Origin of the sequence: Pseudogulbenkiania sp. MAI-1, from assembly GCF_000527175.1 — a bacterium.
Classification (GTDB): domain Bacteria; phylum Pseudomonadota; class Gammaproteobacteria; order Burkholderiales; family Chromobacteriaceae; genus Pseudogulbenkiania.
In genome coordinates, this window is sequence record NZ_AZUR01000001.1 from 3,833,250 (window position 1) to 3,854,367 (window position 21,118).

Consider the following 21,118-nt stretch of genomic DNA (forward strand, 5'->3'; position numbering starts at 1 on the left):
CCTTCCTGTGGACACCCACTCTAACGCGAATCGCGCCGCACCGGCCTCGCCTTGACGCCGGTCACCATGGCGCGCACCAGGTTGACGCCACTCAGCCGGCTCATCGCCAGCGCCCCCAGCACATGCAGCCCGGCACAGGCCATCAGGGCATTGGCCAGGCCCTCGTGCAGCTCCTCCAGCCATTCCTCGCCCCAGTAGGCGTCGGCGCCCATCAGGTAGCCGGTGACACCGAGCGCCAGCACCAGTCCCATCAGCGCCAGCATCATCAGCGCGCCGAGCGGGTTGTGTCCGGGGTGCGGGTCGTCGCGTCCTTCGCGCAGCAGGCGCCAATGCACGGCCAGGCGGGCCGGGGTGGGGAAGAAATCGGCGAAGCGCGCGTGGCGGCTGCCGACGAACCCCCACACGATGCGCATCAGCACCAGTCCCGCTGCGAGGTAGCCCGCCCAGCGGTGCGGCGGGTCGCCCTCCTCCAGCAGGAGCAGGTTGGCCGCCACGCAGCTCACCAGCGACCAGTGGAAGAAGCGCACGAAGCGGTCCCATACCCGGATCGACTCGTACTGCAACGGATTGTCCATGATGTGTTCCCTGCAACAAAACGGCCGCGCAATGCGGCCGGGGTAACGACGATGCACGCCAGGGCGGGCCATCCGTGGTTGCTCCGGCGTGGCGCGGGAAACCATGGACGACACGCCCGATGCATCAGTCCTCGATCTCGCTCTTCACGGCCTTGCCGGAGACGGTGTCGAAATAAATCTCCACTTTCTTGCCTTCCTTGTTCTTGCCGTAGATTTCGTAGCAATTGCCGTCCACCTTGAATTTCTTGATCTGGTAGCCGTCTTTTTCCAGCTTCTGCTTGAAGTCGGCTTCCTTGATCCATTTATCCTTGGGGTGAGCTTCGCACTTGGCGCCGGCGAAGGCGGCCGGAGCGGCGACGGCGGCAAGCAGGGCGGTCAGGATGAGTGTTTTCATGGCGGTTTCCTCGGGTTGAGGGTGGGGGTTCACGACTTGACGCTACCCATTTGACCCGAGGCAACTTATCCCTGCCTTAAGCGCGGTCATTATTTCACCCACGCCGCCGACTGTCACACAGCCGTCACCGGACACTCACCGTGCCGTCATGTTTGCGGTGCACCATCAGGCCATCATCCGGACTGGGATACCGTCACATGTCGCCCGCCCCCTTGCAAGCCAGCGCCTACCGCTACCGCGCCATCTGGATTTCGGACGTGCACCTCGGCACCTCCGGCTGCCGCGCCGAACATCTCCTCGACTTCCTGCGCCACCACGACGCCGACTACCTCTACCTGGTCGGCGACATCGTCGACGGCTGGCAGCTGCGCAAATCCTGGTACTGGAAGCAGAGCCACAACGACGTGGTACAGAAGATCCTGCGCAAGGCACGCAAGGGCACCCGCGTGGTGTACGTGCCGGGCAACCACGACGAGGCGGCACGCCAGTACGGCGGGCTGGATTTCGGCGGTATCGCCATCCGCCGCGAAGCCGAGCACCACACCGCCGACGGCAAGCGCCTGCTGGTGATCCACGGCGACGAGTTCGACGGCGTGATCCAGCACGCCAAGTGGCTGGCCTACGTCGGCGACAACCTGTACACGCTGATCCTGCAGCTCAACCGCGGCTACAACTGGGTACGCAGCCAGCTCGGCCTGCCGTACTGGTCGCTGTCGCAGTACCTCAAGCACAAGGTCAAGAACGCGGTGAACTTCATCAGCGACTTCGAGCAGCTGCTGGCCGGCGAGGCGCGCCGCCGCGGCTTCGACGGCGTGGTGTGCGGCCACATCCACAAGGCCGAGGTAAAGGACATCGACGGCGTGCTGTACGGCAACAGCGGCGACTGGGTCGAGAGCCTCTCGGCGCTGGTGGAGCACCCGGACGGACGGCTGGAAGTGGTGTTCTGGACCCAACTGCTCGGCAAGCACGCCGCCAAGGCCACGCCCGCCCCGGCATCGACCACCGCTGAACAAGCCCCGGAGGCCACATGCGCATCCTGATCGTCACCGACGCCTGGCAGCCCCAGGTCAACGGCGTGGTGCGCACGCTGACCGAAACCGTGCGCGAGCTGAAAGGCTTCGGCCACGAGGTGGAGATGATCACCCCCCTCGGCTTCCGCACCCTGCCCTGCCCGACCTACCCCGACATCCGCCTGTCGCTGCGCCCCTACCGTGGCGTGGCGGCGCACATCGCCGGCTTCGCCCCGCACGCCATCCACATCGCTACCGAAGGCCCGCTCGGGCTGGCGGCGCGGCGCTACTGCCTGCGCCACAAACTGGCCTTCACCACCGCCTACCACACCCGCTTCCCCGAATACATCCAGGCCCGCAGCCGGCTGCCGCTGGGCATCAGCTACGCCTGGATGCGCCGCTTCCACAACGCCGCCCGCGCGGTGATGGTGCCGACGCCGTCGATCGCCGCCGACCTGGCAGCGCGCGGCTTCAACAACGTGGTGCTGTGGAGCCGCGGCGTCGACACCACGCTGTTCACCCCGGGCGAGCGCGACCGGCTCGACGAATCGGCCCCGCCACGCTTCGTCTACATCGGCCGGGTAGCGGTCGAGAAGAACATCGAAGCCTTCCTCAAGCTCGACCTGCCGGGTGCGAAATGGGTGGTGGGCGACGGCCCGCTGCTGCCGCGGCTGAAGAAGGAATACCCCGAGGTGTACTTCGCCGGGGTGTTCCCGCAAGCGGAACTGGCGCGCTTCTACCGCGCCGGCGACGTGTTCGTGTTCCCCAGCCTGACCGACACCTTCGGCCTGGTGCTACTGGAGGCGATGGCCTGCGGCACACCGGTGGCCGCCTACCCGGTGGCCGGGCCGCTCGATGTGGTCGGCGACAGCGGCGCCGGCGTGCTCGACCACGACCTGCGCCAGGCCTGCCTGCAAGCCTTGCAGATCGACCGCGCCCACGTGCGCCGGGTGGCGGAAGGCTACTCGTGGGCGGCAGCTGCACGCCAGTTCGAGCGCCATCTGCACCCCAACCCGGAAGGGATCACGCGACCGCTACCGGCGCTTAGCGAAAGCCGTTGAAGAACCTTGCCCCGGCCGTAACAAGGGCTATAGTAAATACAGGACATCACAAGGAGGGCAACGGATGCGTCATTGGCTAAAAATCGGTTGCTTTGCCTTGTTTCAACGCGTCCTGCAAAAAGCGGGCAGTGCCGGTCGGCACTAAAATCGGACCGGCTTCGATCTGCCCAAGGGCGCCACCAGCATCGCTACCCGATGCAGGAACCCGAAACAACCGATTACGCCCAGACGTTTAATCGAGAAAGAACAGACGACTTAATCCAGTAGTGAGGAATAGGGTTGCCGGTAAAGCAGCCGTAGTCCGGGATGCCCGCAAGGGTTTGTCGCAACCGCTTCCGATGTAGCCAGTGGTTCAGTTCGGAAGCAAGGTGTTGTTGATCGTTCTTTTCCCTTTATACCGTTTTGGCAGGTAGACCTCGACCGCACCCACCCTCATCGATAGAGGCCCTGGGTGTGAGGTAAGGAAGCTGTAACAGCGTCATTGTTGATTGCGTGTTTGTGTATCCACTGATCTTTATGTCGTAGCAGAGGGCGCACCCACAGGGGCGCCCTCTTCCGTTTCCCAGCCTTTCAACGCCAGCGCGCCGACGGCGGTAACGGAATGAACTCCATCTCGCCCGGCACCGGCGGGAAGCGGCCGTTCTGCCAGGCCTCACGCGCCGCGACGATGGCCTCGCGCCGGCTGGAGACGAAGTTCCAGTGCAGGTAGCGCGGGCCGTCGAGTGCATCGCCGCCCAGCAGCATCAACCGCGTCGCCTCCCCGGCCTGCAAGACCACGGTCGCGCCGGGCTCCAACACCGCCAGCTGGCCGGCGCCGACCGGCGTGCCATCCAGCGCCAGCGCGCCGGACACCACGTACACCGCGCGTTCCACCGCCACCGGCTCGAAACTCCAGGCCGTTCCGGCACCCAGCCGGGCCGCCGCGAACAGCGTGCCGGAATAGCAGCGCACCGGCGAGCGCATGCCGAACGCCTCGCCCAGCAACAGGTGCAGCCAGACGCCTCTCGCTTCCCGCTGCGGCAGCACCTCTTCCGGGTAGTGCAGGAACTCCGGCGCCATGTCCTCCAAGGCCTTGGGCAGCGCCAGCCACATCTGCATGCCCTCGACCGCCGCACCGGCGGCACGGATATCTTCCGGCACCCGCTCGGAGTGGACGATGCCGCGCCCGGCCGCCATCAGGTTGACCGCCCCCGGCTCGATGCGCTGCACGCTGCCCAGGCTGTCGCGGTGCATCATCGCGCCGGAAAACAGATAGGTCACCGTGGCAAGCCCGATATGCGGGTGCGGCCGCACGTCACCGGCGGTGGTCGCGGCGGCGAACCGCGCCGGCCCCATGTGGTCGAGGAACACGAACGGCCCGACCGCCGGCGTCACGGCAGCCGGCAGCAACCGCTGCACCGGGAAGCCGACGTCGGCGACGGCGGGGTCGATCAGGTAACGAATGGCACTCATGGCATGCTCCCTCCCGGGCGACAGATCAGAACCGGCCGTGGCGGAAATCGTCGATGGCCGCCTCGACCTCCTCGCGGGTGTTCATCACGAACGGCCCCCATTGCGCGATCGGCTCGTGCAGCGGACGGCCAGCGACCACCAGCAGCCGGGCGCCCTCGGCGCTGGCCAGCGCCACCCCGCCGCGGCCCGGATGGTTGTCGAGGATCGCCATCTGCCGCTCATGCACTGCGCGTCCGTGCTCGCCGATGCCGGCTGCGCCCTGATAGACGTAGACGAAGGCGTTGTGGCCTTCGGCAATCGTCACCTCGTGCGTGCTGCCGGCCGGCAGGTGGATATCCAGATAGAGCGGCAGCGTCACCGGCCGCTCCACCGCCCCCGCCACGCCGTCGGCCGCGCCGGCGATCACCTGCACCTCGACCCCGCCAGCGGCGGTATAGCGCGGAATCGAGCCGGCCGGGATGTCGCGGTAGCCTGGCGTGCCCATTTTCTGGTCCGACGGCAGGTTCAGCCATAGCTGGAAGCCGTGCATCAGGCCGTCCTCCTGCTCCGGCAGTTCCGAATGCACGATGCCACGCCCGGCGGTCATCCACTGCACGCCGCCCGACGCCAGCACTCCCTCGCCGCCGGTGCTGTCGCGGTGGCGCATGCGCCCGGCCAGCATGTAGGTCACCGTCTCGAAGCCGCGGTGGGGATGGTCGGGAAAGCCGGCGATGTAGTCGTCCGGATTGTCCGAACGGAACTCGTCCAGCATCAGGAACGGGTCGAGCCGGCGCTGCAGATCCTGCGTCAACACGCGCAGCAGCTTCACGCCGGCGCCGTCGGACACCGGGGTGCCCTGAACCAGCCGTTCGACATCGCGGCTGGCAAAAGAGGTGGAAATCATCATCAACTCCTCAAACAATAGCGGTTCAACGCGCCGGCTTGCCGGCCGTCAGCGCCTCGGGGAAGCCCAGCAACAGCAGGCCACCGGCGATCGACAGGTTCTTCATGAACATGATCATCTGCATCTGCTCGGCGAAATGGGTGTGGAAGATCAGCGCGGCAGCGATGCTGAAGCCCGCCAGCGCCAGTGCCGCCCAGCGGGTGAACAAACCGGCCACCAGCAAGAGACCGCCCCCCAGTTCCACCAGGATCACCAGCGGCAGCAAGGCCCCCGGTACGCCCATCGACTCCATGTAGCCTTGGGTTCCGGCGTAACCACCGATCTTGCCGAAGCCGGAAACGATGAAAAGCTGCGCCAGCAGCACGCGGGAAACGATCAGGACCAGTTTGTTCATGACATTCTCCAGAGGGTGGTTGACACGGAGCGGTTCCATCTCATGTGCTGCATTATTGGCATGATTTTTTTGATAAAAAAGCGCAAAATCAAGCGTCAACACATCCATTTATTCGATCAATGAACCTCCCCCGCACCTCGCTGGAACAATGGCGCGTGCTGCAAGCCATCGTCGAACACGGCGGTTTCGCCCAGGCCGCCAGCGTGCTGAAACGCAGCCAGTCGGCCGTCAGCTACAACGTGGCGCGGCTGCAGGAACAGCTCGGCATCAGCCTGCTGGAAGCGGAAGGACGGCGCATGAAGCTGACCGCCGCCGGGGCCGCGCTGCTGCGCGAAGCCACCCCGCTGATCGAGGCCGCGCTGCGGCTCGAGGCGCGCGCCCGCGCGCTGGACGCCGGCTGGGAAGCCGAGGTCCGGCTGGCGGTGGACAGCCTGTTTCCCACCGACGCCCTGCTGTGCGCGCTGGCCGCCTTCGCCGGCCACTGCCCCGACACCCGGCTGCAGGTGCACGAGGTGGTGATGTCGGGCGCCGACGACGCGCTCTACTCCGGCGCGGTGGAACTGGCCATCGTCACCCGGGTGCCGGCCGGCTTCATGGGCGACTGGCTGATGGACGCCACCTTCGTCGCGGTGGCCGCGCCCGGCCACCCCTTGCTGGCGGCGGGGCACCCGCTCGGCGGCGACGAACTGCGCCACTATCCGCAAGTGGTGGTACGCGACTCCGGCACGCGCCAGCCGCGCGACGAGGGCTGGCTCGGCGCCAGCCAGCGCTGGACCGTGAGCAGCCCGCACACCGCGCTCGACGTGGTCAGTGCCGGCCTGGCCTATGGCTGGCTGCCGGAACACCGCATCCGCCCGCAACTGGCCGACGGCCGCCTGCTCCCGCTGCAGCTGGCGCAGGGCCGGCAGCGCAAGAGTTCGCTCTACCTGGTCAACGCCGCCCCCGAGGCGGCCGGCCCCGCCACGCGCTATCTGGCCGACGGCCTGCGCCAGGCGGTGCAACAGCACCTATCGCAACAGAATGGAAAGACCGCAAGACAAAATAGCAACACAGCATAAGCACCACGATTCCTCCGTTTTTTGGCAATATCCCGTCCCAAAGCGGCATATTTCCGCGAAAATCCTGACATATATCATTTTTCTATAAAAACAGAAGATATCAGTACAAAACAGTTATAGAACAACAGTGTAGAATGCCGCTCATTCTTCCCTTCATGTTTTTTGACGGACTGGCACATGGCGACTCTGACTTCCGAAAAAGTCCTTAGCGTTCACCACTGGAACGACACCCTCTTCAGCTTCACCTGCACCCGCGACCCGGGCCTGCGCTTCATCAACGGTCAGTTCGTGATGATCGGTCTGGAAGTCAACGGCAAGCCGCTGATCCGTGCCTACTCCGTCGCCAGCGCCAACTGGGAAGAACACCTCGAGTTCTATTCGATCAAGGTGCCGAACGGCCCGCTGACCTCGCGCCTGCAGAGCATCAAGCCGGGCGACAACGTGGTGATCTCCGGCAAGCCGACCGGCACCCTGGTGCAGGACAACCTGCTGCCGAACGCCAAGCACCTGTACCTGCTCTCCACCGGTACCGGCCTGGCGCCGTTCATGTCCATCATCAAGGACCCGGAAGTCTACGACCGCTACGAGAAGATCGTGCTGGTGCACGGCGTGCGCTGGGTGAGCGAGCTGGGCTACTACGACTACATCACCAAGGAACTGCCGGAGCACGAGTACCTGGGCGAGCTGGTGAAAGAGAAGCTGATCTACTACCCGACCGTGACGCGCGACCCGTTCCACAACCAGGGCCGCCTGACCGACCTGATCGTGAACGGCAAGCTCGCCGCCGACATCGGCCTGCCGCAGCTCAACCCGCAGACCGACCGCGCGCTGCTGTGCGGCAGCCCGGCGATGCTGGAAGACACCTGCAAGATTCTGGACGACCTGGGCTTCAAGGAATCGCCGCGCATGGGCGAACCGGGCGACTACGCCATCGAGCGCGCCTTCGTCGAGAAGTAAGCCCCGGCCGCAAGGCCATAGAAACAGCCCAGCTTGGTTTGCACCAGCTGGGCTGTTTTGTCATCTGAACGGGCAAATGCATCATTTCGCACGCTCAGAGCTTGTGAAAGAAATCGTCCCACAGGGATTCCCTGCGGTCATCGCCGCGCCCCCAGGCGGTGCGAGAAGCACAGCCGTACAAATGGTACGGCGAGCATCACAGGGCCGGGATGGGGGGTGCGCAGCAGATTTATTCACAAGCTCTTAATCTTCCTCCTGCTCCGCCTTGTACCCCGCCGCCAGCCGCTGCTGCACCTCGTGCGGCACCGGATCGTAGTGGCTCAACACCAGCGTATACGCCCCCTGCCCGGCGGTGATCGACTTGAGCCGTCCCGCATAGCCCTCCAGCTCGGCCAGCGGCACCTGCCCGCGGATCAGCGTCAGGCCTTGGGTCAGCGGCTCGGTGCCGGTCACCTGTCCGCGCCGCCCGGTGAGGTCGGCGGTGAGATCGCCGAGCTTGGCCTCGGGCGCGGTGATCTCGATCGCCACGATCGGCTCCAGCACGATGCCCCCTGCCGCCTGCAACGCCGCCAGCATCGCGCGCCGTCCGGCAGCCTGGAAGGCCACGTCCTTGGAGTCCACCGAGTGGCTCTTGCCGTCGTACACCGTCACCCGGACGTCCTCGACCGGGTAGCCGGCCAGCGGCCCCGCCGTCAGCACCGAGCGCACGCCCTTTTCCACCGAGGGGATGAACTGTCCCGGAATCACCCCGCCCTTCACCACGTCGACGAACTCGAAGCCGGCCCCGCGCGGCAACGGTTCGATGCGCAGGAACACCTCGCCGAACTGGCCGGCGCCGCCGCTCTGCTTCTTGTGGCGATGGTGCCCCTCGGCCTGGCGGGTGATGGTTTCGCGGTAGGGCACGCGCGGCGGCCGGGTCTCGACTTCCAGCTTGAAGCCGCCAGCCATGCGATCGAGCAGGTAGCGCAGGTGCAGCTCGCCCATGCCGCGCAGCACCGTCTCGTGAGTGGCCGGGTGATAATCGACCTTGACGCACGGGTCCTCGGCCACCAGACGCTGCAACACCTCGGTGATGCGCTGCTCGTCGCCGCGCCGCTTGGGCTCGATGGCCAGCCCCTGCATCGGCACCGGGAACACCAGCGGCTTGAGGTGGATGTGGTCCTCGTCGTGCGAGTCGTGCAGGACCGCGTCGAACTCGATCTCGTCAACCTTGGCCACCGCCCCGAAGTCGCCGGGAATCAGCCGCTCGACCTCGTCATAACGCTTGCCCTGCAGGCGCAGCAGGTGGCCGACCTTGAACGGCTTCTTGCCGTCGCCGACGAACAGCTGCGTGTCGCGCGTGACCGTGCCCTGGTGCACGCGGAATATGCCGAGCTTGCCGACGAACGGGTCCATCACCACCTTGAACACGTGGGCGAGCACGTGACGCGCCGGGTCGGGCTCGGAGCGGAAGGCCACCGCCGCGTCGCCCTCGCCCTTGTAGAACAACGGCGGGTTGCCCTCGGTGGGGTTCGGTGCCAGCCGCGCCAGCACCTCGAGCAGCTCGGTCACGCCGGCGCCGCTGCGCGCCGACACGAAGCACAGCGGAATCAGATGCCCCTCGCGCAACGCGCGTTCGAGCGGTGCGTGCAGCTCTTCCGGCGTGACCTCGCCCTGCTCCAGGTAGCGCGCCATCAGCTCCTCGTCGACTTCGACCACTTGGTCGACCAGCGCCTGGTGCGCCTCGGCCACCGAAGAAAAATCGGCCTCGCCGGCCGGGTTGAAGAAGCAGTCGACCACACGGCGGGCGCCGTCGGCCGGCAGGTTGATCGGCAGCACCTCCTTGCCGAAGGCCTCGCGCAGCTGGGCCAGCAGACCCGGCAGGTCGACCCGCTCGGCGTCGATCTTGTTGACCACGATCATGCGGCATAGCCCGCGCTCGCCCGCCCAATCCATCATGCGGCGCGTGGAGAGTTCGATGCCGTTCTGCGCGTTGACCACCACCAGCGCCGTCTCCACCGCCGCCAGCGCCGGAATCGCCTGGCCGATGAAGTCGTGAAACCCCGGGGTGTCGATCAGGCGGATCTCGGCGCCGCCGTAACCGAAATGCGCCAGCGCCGAGGACAGGGAATGGCGGTAGTCGCGCTCCAGCGGGTCGAAATCGCACACCGTATCGCCACGCTCCACCGTGCCCGCCGAGGTGATCGCCCCGCTCTTGTAGAGAAGTGCCTCGGCCAGCGTCGTCTTGCCGCTGTCACCATGCCCGACCAGGGCAACCGTGCGGATGGCTTCAACCGGGTAATCCGACATGACAGTCTCCTAGCATGCGAGTGCTCGAAGTATAGAGCCTGCCGCGAGGAGGGGTAGCCCGGCGTTGAGAAGGCAAGGGCGAGGACGGGCGATGGGGGCAAAGCACGTGAACGGTGTCGGACCACAATCGCGGGTCCTGCACGTCGATGCCCAGCTCGCCGGCCACGCGTCGCACCTGCCGATAGCTCTGCCCGGCCAGCTCCGCCACGCTGGAGATGCCGCAACCGCTGGTGTCTTCCTGTACCACGGCTTGCATACCATTCCTTGATCAAGGTGGGCGAACTCGATATGCCCACCTTGCTTGTGTCGACAGGGTCAGAGGGGAGGGAACGAGGCGAAGAACCGGCATAGCTCGCCGTCCCGAGTATGCCGCTCTTTCAAGATCGAGGTTTTTTGTAGCTGATCCATGAGGTGTTCTCCTCACTCCGCCAGCGTCAGCACCACCGGGGTATGGTCGGACGGGCGTTCCCACTTGCGCGGGGCCTTGTCGATGATGCACTCGGTGGCGCGCGCCTTGAGCGCGTCGCTGATCAGGATGTGGTCGATGCGCAGGCCGAGGTTGCGGCGGAACATCATGGCGCGGTAGTCCCACCAGCTGTATTGCTTCTCTTCCTGGTTGAACAGCCGGAACGAGTCGGTCAGGCCGAGGCCGATGAGGCGGCGGAAGGCGTCGCGCTCGGGCTCGGAGCACAGCACCTGGTCTTTCCACGCTTCCGGGTCGTAGACGTCACGGTCTTCCGGGGCGATGTTGTAGTCGCCGAGCAGGGCGAGCTGGGGGTGGCGTGTCAGCTCGTCGGCCACATAGCGCTCCAGCTCGGCGAGCCAGGCCAGCTTGTAGGGGTACTTGGGGGAATCGACCGCCTCGCCGTTGACGATGTAGGCGCAGATCACGCGCATGCCGTTCACGGTGGCGGCGATGACGCGGCGCTGTTCGTCGTCGTAGCCGGGGATGCCCGGCACCACGTCGTCCAGCGTGTGGCCGTCGCGCGCCAGGATGGCCACACCGTTATAGGTCTTCTGGCCGAACCAGGCGGCGCGGTAGCCGGCGGCCTCGATGTCGGCCAGCGGGAAGGCGTCCTGGTCCATCTTCAGCTCCTGCAGGCACAGCACGTCGACCGGGGTTTCGGCCAGCCATTGCAGCACCTGCGGCAGGCGGACTTTCAGCGAGTTGACGTTCCAGGTGGCAAGACGCATGGCGGGGGACTCCAGACTTTCGGTAAAGGGCCTAAAGGTAGCGCCTTATGCCGCGTCAGGCCAGTCCTTTAGAACCTGTTGATGATCCGGTTTTTACGCTGCCTTGCACCCCTGGAACAGGTCGAGCTTGCCGTCATAGACCCGGGTCTGGACCCCGAGCACGCCGAGCACCGAGTGGAACAGGTTGTCCTGCGACCAGGGCTGGTCCTTCTTCGCCGCCAGGCAGCGGGTATCGACGCCGAGCTCCTTCCGGAAGCCGTCGGAGAACCACATCAGCGCCGGGATGTGCTTCTGCGCTTCCGGCGCGAACAGATAGGGCATGCCGTGCAGGTAGACGTTGTTTTCGCCCAGCGATTCGCCGTGGTCGGACAGGTAGATCATGCCGCTATTGATGCCACCGTTGGCGCGCAGCAGGTCGATCAATCCGGACAGCATGTGATCGGTGTAGCGGATGGTGTTGTCGAAGCCGTTGACGATGTCCTGCTGCGAGCACTGGCTCAGCTCGCTGGTGCGGCACACCGGAGTGAATTGCTCGAACTCCTTGGGATAGCGCTTGTAGTAGGCCGGCCCGTGGCTGCCCTTCTGGTGCAGCACGATCACGCTGTCGCGCTGCAGGGCCTGCAGGCGCTGCTTCAGGCCGTCGAGCAGCACGTCGTCGTAGCATTCGCCGTCGTCGCACAGCCCGGGCTTCTGGAGATTGGCCAGGTCTTCATACTGGACCCGGTTGCACACCCCCTTGCAGCCGGAGTTGTTGTCGCGCCAGAGGATGTCGAAGCCGGCGTGCTTGAGCACGTCGAGCAGGTTCTCCTGTTTTTCCGCCACGTCGCCGGCGTAATGCTCGCGCCCGAGGTTGGAGAACATGCACGGCACCGACACCGCGGTTTCGGTACCGCAGGAGTGCACGTTGGTGAAATTGAGCAGCCCGGCCTGCTTGGAGAGCTGCGGGTTGGTATCGCGCGGGTAGCCGTTGAGGGCGAAATGGTCGGCACGGGCGGTTTCGCCGACCACCACCACCAGCACGGTCTTGCGTGTATGCGCAGCCCAGGACGGCGCCTTCTTGGCATCGGTGCCCTGCGGCGTCACCACTGCCGGGCCGCTGTCGGCCACGTGGCGCAAATAGCTGTTGGTGGCCTGGAGGTAGTTGCTCGGGGTGACGATGAAGCGCAGCTGGCGGTTGTTGCGGAACAGGGAGGCAAAGTCCTGGTAGGCGAAGAACACCACGCCCAGCAGCACCGCCACGCTCACCAGCAGCGCCACCAGCCGCACTCCCAGTTCGCGCAGCGGCGGGCGATAGGCGATCGGCGTCTTCCACAGCCAGGCCGCCGGCATGGCCCCCAGCCCGAGCGCGAACAACCCCATCTTGACGGTGATGAGGTCGCGCGTTTCCGCCGGGTCGGTCTGGAACACGTTCTGGATCATGTGCATGTCGATCATGATCCCGTACTGGTTCATGAAATAGCTGGCAAAGGCCGTGGTCAGCAGCAGCGCCGTCATCACCGGCTTGAACACGTAGGGCCAGGCCAGCAGGGTCAGCACCAGGTTGAAGAAGGCCAGGAGCAGCACGAAGGCTTCGGCCTGGAGCACCGGGCCGTGCCCGCCCAAGCCGGCGGTGATGCGGCCCATCTCGCGCCAGAACGGCACGTTGTAGAACGCCAGCAATGCCAGCGACAGCAGCAGCGTCATGCGCTCGGCGCGCAGTGGTCGGAACAGGGTCATGGCGGCGGCACCCACACGAAAAGCGGCCATCCGCAGCGGACGGCCGAGAGACTCGGAGGCCGTCACGCTACCCTGCTTGCCTTAGCCCAATCTTAACGAGCCCTTGCCACTGCCCAGGCAACCGTTTCCTGCCGATACGAAAAAGGCCCCCATCGATGGAACGGGGGCCAACAGACGCGTCTACCCTGCCAGGGGGACAGGATAGGGTCTGGTCGCTTGCTGCTCGGGTTGCCCTGAGAGCCTTGATTAGAGCCGGGATGCCTGCCGGTGGTTCCTGCCCGCCGCTCAGAGCGGCGCCGTCTCCACCATGCCGGAATGGCGCAGCAGCGCGTCGATCTGCGGGTCGCGGCCGCGGAAGGCGCGGAACGACTCCAGCGCCGGGCGCGAACCGCCGACGGCGAGGATCTCGTTCCAGAAGCGGCGGCCGGTGTCGGGGTTGGCGCCGCCGGCTTCCTCGAAGGCCGCGTAGGCGTCGGCCGACAGCACTTCCGCCCACTTGTAGCTGTAGTAGCCCGCCGCGTAGCCGCCGGCGAAGATGTGGCCGAAGCTGTTGGGGAAGCGGTTGTATTCCGGCGGGAAGTTCACCGCCACCTCCTCGCGCACCTTGGCCAGCAGCTCCAGCCAGTCGCCGTGTTCGGCGTCGAAGGCGGTGTAGAGCAGCATGTCGAACAGCGCGAACTCGAGCTGGCGCACGGTCTGCATGCCGCTCTGGAAGTTCTTGGCGGCCAGCATCTTGTCGAACAGCTCGCGCGGCAGCGGCACGCCGGTCTCGACGTGGGCGGTCATGCCCTGCAGCACGTCCCATTCCCAGCAGAAGTTCTCCATGAACTGCGACGGCAGCTCGACCGCGTCCCATTCCACGCCGTTGATGCCGGCCACGCCCAGTTCGTCGACCTGGGTCAGCATGTGGTGCAGGCCGTGGCCGAATTCGTGGAATAGCGTGGTGACTTCGTCGTGGGTGAACAGCGCCGGCTTGTCGCCGACCGGACGGCTGAAGTTGCAGGTGAGGTAGGCCACCGGCGTCTGCAGCGCGCCGTGGCGCACGCGGCGGCCGCGCGCGTCGTCCATCCAGGCGCCGGAGCGCTTGCCCTCGCGCGCGTAGAGGTCGAAATAGAAGCTGCCGATGACGGTGCCGTCCTTGACGATGTCGAAGAAGCGCACGTCCTTGTGCCAGGTCGGCGCCTGGCTTTCCTGCACCGTCACCCCATAGAGCGTGTCGACCACGCCGAATAGCCCGGCCAGCACGCGCGGCTCGGGGAAGTATTGCTTCACTTCCTGGTCGGAGAAGGCGTAGCGCGCCACACGCAGCTTCTCGGCGGCGTAGGCGAGGTCCCACGCTTCCAGCGTGTCGAGACCGAGCTCATCGCGCGCGAAGGCTTCCAGTTCGGCGCGGTCGCGCTGCGCGAACGGCTTGGCGCGGCGCGCCAGGTCGCGCAGGAAATCGATCACCTGGTCCGGCGTCTCGGCCATCTTGGTGGCCAGCGACAGCTCGCCGAAGTTGGCGAAGCCGAGCAGATGGGCCTCTTCACGCGCGAGCTGCAACTTCTCGCGGATCACCGGGGTGTTGTCGAGCTCGGCCGGACCGAACTCGGACGCGCGCATCACGTAGGCGTCGTACAGCTGGCGGCGCAGTTCGCGATTGTCGGCGTACTGCATCACCGGCAGGTAGCAGGGGAACTGCAGGTTGAGCTTGTAGCCTGCGCGCTCGTCGGCCTTGGCCATCTCGGCCAGCATCGCCACCACGTCGTCGGGCAGGCCGGAGAGTTCGGTCTTGTCGGTCACGTACAGGCTGAAGGCGTCGGTGGCGTCGAGCACGTGCTGCTCGAACTGGGCCGAGAGCTCGGCCATGCGCGTCTGGATCGCGGCGAAGCGGGTCTTCTCGGCCTCGGGCAGTTCGGCGCCGGAGAGGCGGAAGTCGCGCAGGTCGTTGGCGATGATCTTCTTTTTGGCGGCGTTGTAGCCGGTGTACTCGGGCTGCTCGGCCAGGGCTTTGAAGCGCGCGAACAGCGCCAGGTTCTGGCCCAGTTCGGTCCAGAACGCCGACACGGCCGGGATGTTGGCGTTGTAGGCATCGCGCAGTTCCGGCGTGTTGACCACGGCGTTGAGGTGGCCGACCACGCCCCAGGCGCGCGACAGCTTCTCGGTGGCGTCGGTCAGCGGCTCGACGAAGTTGTCCCAGCTCGGCGCGGCGCTGTCGGCGGTGAGCCGGGCCACGGTGGCGCGCGCGTCGGCCAGCAGTTGTTCGACGGCCGGGGTGATGTGGGCTGGGGTGATCTCGGCGAAGCGCGGCAGACCGGAGAAATCGAGCAGCGGATTCTGGCTCATGGGCATGGCATCCTTGGAGGGTTCGGCTGATGGACACCTCGGTATCGTCTCCTCTTCGCCGGCATGCTGCATTGCCCATGGAATATTTCGCCTTGTCCATCAAGGACATGCCATGCCGAAACGGTCCATGCGCGCCGGATCATGCGCGGAAGCTGAGGTTTTGCGAGGAGCCCCTGTATCATAATGATCGTTTCTAGATGAGGACGTTCCGATGAATCGCAATATCCGCCGCTACGACGGCCACACTCCGCATGTTCCCGACTCCTGCTTCGTCGACCCGTCCGCCGTGGTGATCGGCGAGGTGACGCTGGGCGAGCGCGCCTCGGTCTGGCCCTGTGCCGTGATCCGTGGCGACGTCAACAGCATCAGCATCGGCGCCGGCAGCAATGTGCAGGACTTCGCCATGCTGCACGTCAGCCACAAGCGCGACGAGGACCCGCTGGGCGCGCCGCTAGTGATCGGCGAGAACGTCACCATCGGCCACCACGTCACGCTGCACGGCTGCACCATCGGCGACGAGGTGCTGGTGGGCATCGGCAGCACCGTGCTCGACCGCGCGGTGATCCAGCACCAGGTGATGATCGGCGCCGGCAGCCTGGTGCCGCCGGGCAAGGTGCTGGAGTCGGGCCACCTCTATCTCGGCAACCCGGTGAAGCAGGTGCGCCGCCTCAGCGACAAGGAAATCGCCTTCCTGAAGTACTCGGCCGAGCACTACCAGCGCCTGGCGGTGAAACACCAGCAGGCGCTGGACGACTGCGACGGCGCCGAGGGCTAAGGCGCCCGGTAGCTGATGCCGTTCGGGCCGGCCCCGACGGTGTGGGTGGCCACCACCTTCCGGGTGGCGGTGTCGATGACGGAAAAGGTGCCGTCCTCGATATTGCTGACGAAGGCGTAGCCACCGTCTTGGCTGATAGCCACGCCGTGCGCGCCCTTGCCGACGGTAAGCGTGGCGACGAGCCGGCGCGTGGCCGGGTCGATGACCGAGACACGGTTGTCGGGGGCCGCGGTCGTACCCTGGTTGGCGACGTAGAGCTGGCGGCCGTCCGGCGTGGCGAAGAGCTGCACCGGCAGGCGGCCGACCGCGACCTTGCCGACCAGCCGGCGCCGCGCGCGGTCGATCACCCCGACCTTGTTCTCGGCGCTGAGCGAGACGTAGACCTGTTTCCCATCGGGGGAGAACCCCACTTGCACCGGACCGCGCCCGACGGCGATGCGCGCGCTCTCCGCTCGCTGCTCGACGTCGATCACCGACACGCTGCCGTCCTTCATGTTGGCGACGTAGAGCTCCTTGCCGTCCGGGCTCAGCCGCAAACCGTGCGGGTAGCGGCCGGTGCCGATCGACCCCACCTTGGCTTGGCTGGTCAGATCGAACACCAACACGGCATTGGCGCCCGAGTCGGAGACGAAGGCGAAGCGGCCGGTGGCGTCGCTCACCACGTGCGCCGGATGGCTGCCGGCCGGCAGGGCGAAGCGCGGCCGTTCCAGGCCGTTGGCATCGAACACCAACAGTTGCCCGGCCTCGGCCGCATCGCCGTGATGGCCGGCATGGGCGTTCATGCCCACCGCCAGCAGGGCGGTGCCGTCCGGGGTAATCTGCACATTATGCGGCTCGATATCGAGCGGGATGGTACGGATACTGCCGTCCTCCAGCCGCACCGCACTGAGCGAAGCGCCGCGCTCGTTGGCGGTGAACACGGTGCCGCTGGGTCCCGCCAGGACCGTACCGCCCATCAAGAGGAGTGCACTAGCCAGCAAGGTGAATCGGATTGGGAACATGTGTCGATACTCCGACAATACAAATGAATAAGAGGGCACCCAGAAGCCTCCCGACTAAGGAGGGGTCCGGCTGGTTGCCGCGACAGGCAGCTTGCACCGCCGCGTGGCCTGTGTAGAGACCGCCACCCATCAGCGTGAGCGGCAGTCAGCTTCGGGCCGTCAGGGCTTCATTGGCATGCGCCCAGCCTCGCGGTCCATCATCATCTGCATCATCATTTCCATCATCTCCATGCGTTTCATCATCATGTTTTGGCCCATCTGGTCGCCCATCATGCCCATGCCGCGCTGCCCCATCATGCCGCCCATGCCTTTCGACATGGCCATACCTTCCTGCATCAGCTTCATCTGCTCATCCATCAGCTTCTGGCGTTCTTCCGGGGTCTTGGCGGCCATCATCTTGTCGCGCATCTCCTGCATTTTCTTCATGTGCTCGTCCATCTGCTTCATCGGCGGCATGGCGGACTGTGCCGGGGTGGCGGGCGCCGCCTGCTTGCCCGCCGTCTTGATCAACTGCGCGGACGAAGGCTTGGCCTGCTCCGGATGATGGGCCTCGTTTGCCCAGGCCTGAATGGCGAACAACGGCAAAGCGGTGACGGCGGCGACAACGATCGACTTTTTCATGGTGAGACTCCTTGGTGGTGACGCGGTCGGATAGTCGGCAGGGAAAGCATCGTCCTGCGCCCTTCGGACGGACGAGCCAGTGCTTTCCCGGCGCGGGGAAAGGGCAGCCGAAGGCTAATTGTTGAAGCGGTGGAAACGGATGGTCGGCGGTGGCGTGCCGATGGCAGCGAAAAGAGCGCCGACAACGCGCCTGACGGGTGCGGCCGCCGGCAGGAAAGGCGGCCGTACGAAACACAGCACGGCCAACGCCAGGATGGCGAACTGTCCGCTATCGAGCGAGGGAGGTTTCAGCACCCCGCCCAGGTCATCTGCACACAGCTTGGCGCAGGTGAGCCGCTCGCCTCTGTCGGGAAGGCCGGCCGAGTGGGCTTGCACCCCATCATGGCCATGGCCGGCACGCGGCTGGACCGCCACGCTGGCCACCTCTTCCCCCTGAACCGCGGCCAACGGCCCGAGGCACGCGCCCAGCATGCCGGCGGACGCAAAAAACAGCCACAGAGCGGCCAGCAGGCCGCAGAGCAAGGGCAGATGTTTTCGCAGCAGGGTCATGACATGACTTCGGGCAGAAGACTGTTTTCAGCCTAGCAGCCCAAAAACCATTCTTCATTGCCCAAGATCAAGTTGGCGCGCCGACCGGCCTTCATCTTCGTGTCATGGTCGTCCACTAGACTACAGGCCCTTGTCTTTGCCTCGCTCGTCACCATGACCCTCGTCAAACGCTTGTGGCTGACGGTGCTGTTCAGTGTCGCCAGCCTGATCCTGGTGCTGGCGCTGACCGGCTACCAGCTGACCGCCCTCACCCGCCAGTTCGACCACTACCGCGAACGCCAGACCCTGTCGGCCAACCTGAACGAGCTCAAGGCCTCGGTACTGTCGCTGTCGCGCGCCGACCCGCTGCTGCCGGACACGGCACAGCGCCTGACGGCTATCGAGAACACGGTGGCTCGGCTGTCGAAACGCATCGTCCCCGCCCTGCCCGCCGCCCAGCGCCAGGCCTTCGGCGGCGCGCTGGCCAGCCATTGGGGCGAGTTCGCCAAGAACCTGAAGAGCGCCATCGCCATCGCCGAGACCGCGCCGCAGGATGCGCTGTCCATACCCGAGCAGGCCTACCAGATGCACATCGTGCCGCTGGTCGAGCTAGTCGACGTCCGGCTGCAGGCCGAACAGCAAGGGCTGACCGCCGAAGAAGACCGCATGCAAAACGCGCTGGGCGAACTGGCGATCATGGTGCTGGGCCCGCTGGCGCTGGCGAGCGGCCTGGTGGTGCTGATCCAGCTCGCGCTGGCGCGCCACCTCAAGCGCCAGCTCACGGCCATGGCGCAGGCCGCCGACCGGCTCGGCGAGGGCGATCTCGGGGTGCGGCTGCCGGCGCATGGCAAGGATGAGCTGGCGCAGGCGGCGGCACGCATCAACCGCTTTCTCGACCAGCTCGCTACGCTGATCCGGGCGGTGCACGACAACGCGCAGAGCAGCGAGCGGCACAGTCGCCAAGTGCTGGCGCTGACCGCGCAGGTGGAGGAGGAAACCCGGCTGCAGGCCAGCAAGAGCGAAGACAGCCGGCTCGCGGTCGGGCTGATCGCCGAGGCCTCGGCCAGCATCGCGCGCCACGTCAGCCAGGCTGGCCTCGGCACCCAGGACGCCGCCAGCCGCACCGACGAGGCCCGCCGCGTCGGCGCCAGCAGCGCCCAGGCCATGCACCGGCTCGCGGAAGGTATCCAGCACGCGCTGGCCGACATGCAGGCCCTGCGCCGCTCGATCGGCGACATCTCGCAGATCAGCACCCTGATCCGCGACATCGCCGAGCAGACCAATCTCCTGGCGCTCAACGCCGCCATCGAGGCGGCGCGCGCCGGCGAGGCCGGACGCGGCTTCGCCGTGGTGGCGGACGAAGTGCGCAAACTGTCCGAACGCACCTCGGACGCCACCACGCGCATCTTCGGCACGCTGCAGCAGGTGGAACACGCCACCCATGCGCTGCAGCAGACCATGGACGAGGCGCGCGGCGCCAGCGTGGAGAACACCACCGCACAGCAGACGCTGAGCGGCGCGCTGCTCGCCGTGGATCAGGCGCTCTCCGAGGTCAACCGGCTGATGAACGACATCGGCCAGGCCACCGAGGAGCAGGACGAGACCAGCCAGCAAATCCGCCTGTCGGGCCAGGAGGTAGCCGAGCTGGCCGTCGGCATCAACCGGCAAATGCAGGAGATCACCCCGGTGATGGAGCAGCTGTCCGGCGCCGCACGTGAGCTGAATCAGAATCTGGCGTGGTTCCGGCTGGATGGGCTGGCGACAAGCGTCACCCCGGCGGTCGCGACGCAGGCGGCCATGCGGCCGGCCTACGCGGGCTGAGCGGCACGCACCAGCATGAAAAACGGGGCGATGCATCGCCCCGTTTTTCATGGCTGATCGCGGGAATTACAGCACCGCCAGCGCCGCGTCGTAGTTCGGCTCGTCGGCGATCTCGCCCACCAGCTCGCTGTGCAGCACGGTGTTGTTCGCGTCCAGCACCACCACGGCGCGCGCGGTCAGGCCGGCGAGCGGGCCGCTGGCCAGCTTCACGCCCAGCGCCTCGGCGAATTCCGGGTGACGGAAGGTGGACAGGGTGGTGACGTTCTCGATGCCTTCGGCACCGCAGAAGCGCTTCTGCGCGAACGGCAGGTCGGCGGAGATGCACAGCACCACGGTGTCGGCCTTGCCGGCGGCCTTCTCGTTGAACTTGCGCACCGAGGTGGCGCAGGTCGGGGTGTCGATGCTCGGGAAGATGTTCAGGATCTTCTTCTTGCCGGCGAAGGAAGCCAGGCTGACTTCGGACAGGTCGGCCGCGGTCAGGGTGAAATCGGCGGCGCTGGCGCCTTGGGCCGGGAGCTGACCGGCGACGTCGACCGGGTTGCCGCGCAGGGTTACGGTTGCCATGGGTAGGTGTCCTCAAGAGGTGGGTGAACAGTCCCGTTAGTGTGGGGGAAGGCGCCAGGATTTCAACCCTGACGCCAGCAGGGTCTGGCCTTAGCCCTCGTCCGGCAACTCCAGCCCCAGTTCGGCCAGCACCTCGCGTGCCGCGCGCACCGCCTCCAGCATGGCCGGGGCGCCGGCGTAGACGGCGGAGTGCAGCAGCACCTCGCGCAGTTCCACCAGGCTGGCGCCGTTGTTGATCGCACCGCGCACGTGGCCTTTCAGCTCATGGCTGCGTCCCAATGCGGCCAGCATGGCGCAGGTGACCAAGCTGCGCGTCTTGAGGTCGATGCCGTCGCGCTGCCAGGTGCTGCCCCAGGCGTGTTCGTTGATCCAGTCCTGCACCGGGCGCGAAAAGCCGTCCAGATTGTTCATCGCGCGCTCGACGAAGGCCTCGCCCATCACCCGGGTACGCATCGCCCGGCCGTTGTCGCGGTCTTGCTCGCTCATCGTGTCTCTCTCCT

Annotated in this window: 20 protein-coding genes; 6 read left to right on the top strand and 14 right to left on the bottom strand. The window is 66.3% G+C overall.

Features of this window, described 5'->3' with window-relative positions; genetic code table 11:
* Window positions 1-20 precede the first annotated feature (20 nt).
* Together PSEMAI1_RS0117930 and PSEMAI1_RS0117935 are read right to left on the bottom strand one after the other, a co-directional pair.
* Window positions 21-575 (bottom strand): cytochrome b/b6 domain-containing protein, encoded by a 555-nt coding sequence (locus PSEMAI1_RS0117930; RefSeq protein WP_024304194.1) that lies wholly within the window; start codon window positions 573-575, stop codon window positions 21-23.
* A 124-nt stretch (window positions 576-699) separates the two neighbouring features.
* Window positions 700-969: a PepSY domain-containing protein gene (locus PSEMAI1_RS0117935; RefSeq protein WP_024304195.1), complete on the bottom strand. Its 270-nt coding sequence runs from the start codon at window positions 967-969 to the stop codon at window positions 700-702.
* A gap of 197 nt (window positions 970-1,166) precedes the next feature.
* Here PSEMAI1_RS0117935 and PSEMAI1_RS0117940 point away from each other — a divergent pair, with 197 nt between their 5' ends.
* Together PSEMAI1_RS0117940 and PSEMAI1_RS0117945 are read left to right on the top strand one after the other, a co-directional pair.
* Window positions 1,167-2,009 carry a UDP-2,3-diacylglucosamine diphosphatase gene (locus tag PSEMAI1_RS0117940; protein WP_024304196.1) on the top strand — a complete coding sequence of 281 codons (843 nt, stop codon included), beginning with the start codon at window positions 1,167-1,169 and terminating at the stop codon, window positions 2,007-2,009.
* Complete coding sequence (locus tag PSEMAI1_RS0117945; protein ID WP_024304197.1) at window positions 1,997-3,040, top strand: glycosyltransferase family 1 protein; 1,044 nt, start codon at window positions 1,997-1,999, stop codon at window positions 3,038-3,040. Before PSEMAI1_RS0117940 ends, PSEMAI1_RS0117945 begins: the two co-directional genes overlap by 13 nt.
* A gap of 570 nt (window positions 3,041-3,610) precedes the next feature.
* Here PSEMAI1_RS0117945 and PSEMAI1_RS0117950 read toward each other — a convergent pair.
* The 3 genes from PSEMAI1_RS0117950 to PSEMAI1_RS0117960 are packed head-to-tail and all read right to left on the bottom strand — an operon-like array spanning window position 3,611 to window position 5,769.
* Window positions 3,611-4,492, bottom strand: coding sequence for a pirin family protein (locus tag PSEMAI1_RS0117950; protein WP_024304198.1), 882 nt, complete (start codon window positions 4,490-4,492; stop codon window positions 3,611-3,613).
* A gap of 25 nt (window positions 4,493-4,517) precedes the next feature.
* Window positions 4,518-5,378, bottom strand: coding sequence for a pirin family protein (locus PSEMAI1_RS0117955; protein ID WP_369793189.1), 861 nt, complete (start codon window positions 5,376-5,378; stop codon window positions 4,518-4,520).
* Between the two features lie 22 nt (window positions 5,379-5,400).
* Window positions 5,401-5,769 carry a DoxX family protein gene (locus tag PSEMAI1_RS0117960; RefSeq protein ID WP_029770820.1) on the bottom strand — a complete coding sequence of 123 codons (369 nt, stop codon included), beginning with the start codon at window positions 5,767-5,769 and terminating at the stop codon, window positions 5,401-5,403.
* 119 nt (window positions 5,770-5,888) lie between these two features.
* On the opposite strand from PSEMAI1_RS0117960, the gene PSEMAI1_RS0117965 reads away from it, so the two are divergent.
* Together PSEMAI1_RS0117965 and PSEMAI1_RS0117970 are read left to right on the top strand one after the other, a co-directional pair.
* Complete coding sequence (locus PSEMAI1_RS0117965; protein WP_024304201.1) at window positions 5,889-6,827, top strand: LysR family transcriptional regulator; 939 nt, start codon at window positions 5,889-5,891, stop codon at window positions 6,825-6,827.
* A gap of 177 nt (window positions 6,828-7,004) precedes the next feature.
* Window positions 7,005-7,784 carry a ferredoxin--NADP reductase gene (locus tag PSEMAI1_RS0117970; RefSeq protein WP_024304202.1) on the top strand — a complete coding sequence of 260 codons (780 nt, stop codon included), beginning with the start codon at window positions 7,005-7,007 and terminating at the stop codon, window positions 7,782-7,784.
* A gap of 243 nt (window positions 7,785-8,027) precedes the next feature.
* On the opposite strand, the gene fusA is transcribed toward PSEMAI1_RS0117970, so the two are convergent.
* The 4 genes from fusA to PSEMAI1_RS0117995 all read right to left on the bottom strand — a co-directional run bounded on the left by fusA (window position 8,028) and on the right by PSEMAI1_RS0117995 (window position 15,308).
* Window positions 8,028-10,073 (bottom strand): elongation factor G, encoded by a 2,046-nt coding sequence (gene fusA / locus PSEMAI1_RS0117975; protein ID WP_024304203.1) that lies wholly within the window; start codon window positions 10,071-10,073, stop codon window positions 8,028-8,030.
* 420 nt (window positions 10,074-10,493) lie between these two features.
* The gene (gene xth / locus PSEMAI1_RS0117985; protein ID WP_024304204.1) at window positions 10,494-11,267 is read right to left on the bottom strand and encodes an exodeoxyribonuclease III; all 774 of its coding nucleotides are present in this window, start codon (window positions 11,265-11,267) and stop codon (window positions 10,494-10,496) included.
* Window positions 11,268-11,360: 93 nt separating this feature from the next.
* Window positions 11,361-13,049, bottom strand: a complete 1,689-nt coding sequence (locus PSEMAI1_RS0117990; RefSeq protein WP_232219946.1) for a phosphoethanolamine transferase — start codon at window positions 13,047-13,049, stop codon at window positions 11,361-11,363.
* A 219-nt stretch (window positions 13,050-13,268) separates the two neighbouring features.
* Window positions 13,269-15,308 carry a M3 family metallopeptidase gene (locus tag PSEMAI1_RS0117995; protein WP_024304206.1) on the bottom strand — a complete coding sequence of 680 codons (2,040 nt, stop codon included), beginning with the start codon at window positions 15,306-15,308 and terminating at the stop codon, window positions 13,269-13,271.
* 211 nt (window positions 15,309-15,519) lie between these two features.
* Here PSEMAI1_RS0117995 and PSEMAI1_RS0118000 point away from each other — a divergent pair, with 211 nt between their 5' ends.
* Window positions 15,520-16,083, top strand: coding sequence for a gamma carbonic anhydrase family protein (locus PSEMAI1_RS0118000; protein WP_024304207.1), 564 nt, complete (start codon window positions 15,520-15,522; stop codon window positions 16,081-16,083).
* On the opposite strand, the gene PSEMAI1_RS0118005 is transcribed toward PSEMAI1_RS0118000, so the two are convergent.
* The 3 genes from PSEMAI1_RS0118005 to PSEMAI1_RS0118015 form a co-directional block, all read right to left on the bottom strand.
* The gene (locus PSEMAI1_RS0118005; RefSeq protein WP_024304208.1) at window positions 16,080-17,084 is read right to left on the bottom strand and encodes a YncE family protein; all 1,005 of its coding nucleotides are present in this window, start codon (window positions 17,082-17,084) and stop codon (window positions 16,080-16,082) included. The two genes, PSEMAI1_RS0118000 and PSEMAI1_RS0118005, sit on opposite strands and share 4 nt — an antisense overlap.
* A gap of 159 nt (window positions 17,085-17,243) precedes the next feature.
* On the bottom strand, window positions 17,244-17,705 hold the full coding sequence (locus PSEMAI1_RS0118010; RefSeq protein ID WP_024304209.1) for a hypothetical protein: 462 nt from the start codon (window positions 17,703-17,705) through the stop codon (window positions 17,244-17,246).
* Between the two features lie 114 nt (window positions 17,706-17,819).
* Window positions 17,820-18,254, bottom strand: a complete 435-nt coding sequence (locus tag PSEMAI1_RS0118015; protein WP_024304210.1) for a hypothetical protein — start codon at window positions 18,252-18,254, stop codon at window positions 17,820-17,822.
* Between the two features lie 153 nt (window positions 18,255-18,407).
* Between PSEMAI1_RS0118015 and PSEMAI1_RS0118020 the strand changes: the two genes are divergently transcribed.
* Complete coding sequence (locus tag PSEMAI1_RS0118020) at window positions 18,408-20,054, top strand: methyl-accepting chemotaxis protein (RefSeq protein ID WP_024304211.1); 1,647 nt, start codon at window positions 18,408-18,410, stop codon at window positions 20,052-20,054.
* A gap of 66 nt (window positions 20,055-20,120) precedes the next feature.
* Here PSEMAI1_RS0118020 and tpx read toward each other — a convergent pair whose 3' ends face one another.
* Together tpx and PSEMAI1_RS0118030 are read right to left on the bottom strand one after the other, a co-directional pair.
* Entirely contained in the window at window positions 20,121-20,618 is a 498-nt protein-coding gene (gene tpx / locus PSEMAI1_RS0118025) for a thiol peroxidase (protein ID WP_024304212.1), read from the bottom strand.
* A 90-nt stretch (window positions 20,619-20,708) separates the two neighbouring features.
* The gene (locus PSEMAI1_RS0118030) at window positions 20,709-21,104 is read right to left on the bottom strand and encodes a carboxymuconolactone decarboxylase family protein (protein ID WP_024304213.1); all 396 of its coding nucleotides are present in this window, start codon (window positions 21,102-21,104) and stop codon (window positions 20,709-20,711) included.
* Window positions 21,105-21,118 lie beyond the last annotated feature (14 nt).